We start from the raw sequence: 527 nt of genomic DNA on the forward strand, positions 1-527 counted from the left end.
TCCAATCTTGCAGAACTTGGATGGAATCCATTCTGTTACACCATATCTTTGGGCCTGGGGCATTGGTGGTGTTGTCGGCAGCTTATTCATTGGTACTCTTATTGATCGAATAGGACGCCCAGGCTGGATTATGGGCGGTATACTAATTCTATTAGCATTAGCCATGTTCAGTCTGCCGTTAAGTCTGGGAATTCCGATTCTAATGTTTCTACCCTTCTTTATTTGGGGTGCAATGGGATGGGCTTCACTAGCCCCTCAACAGCATGTATTACTCGAGTTACAGCCTAAACACGGACCCGCTGTTGTCGCTTTAAACAGTTCCGCCAATTATTTAGGGAGCTCAGTAGGGTCTGCGCTTGGAGGGGTTGTTATGGTAGCTGGATTGACACCCTTCCAACTTCCATTTGCAGCCGGCTGTCTTGTGCTAGTGGCTTTACTAGGACAATTGGTGATGTTATCAACAAAAAGAAAGGGATAGAAAAATTGAATTTTGATTGAAAAAGACCATCTCGAAAACGAAAAAGGAT

1 protein-coding gene is annotated in these 527 nt (G+C 44.4%); it reads left to right on the top strand.

Features of this window, described 5'->3' with window-relative positions; all coding sequences use genetic code 11:
* Window positions 1-478, top strand: a 478-nt coding sequence (locus ACLWS4_RS37365; RefSeq protein WP_416876477.1) for an MFS transporter, incomplete at its 5' end; no start/stop codon positions are given.
* Window positions 479-527: the final 49 nt, after the last annotated feature.

Source organism: Kitasatospora sp. SC0581, assembly GCF_048159585.1.
Lineage (GTDB): Bacteria > Actinomycetota > Actinomycetes > Streptomycetales > Streptomycetaceae > Kitasatospora.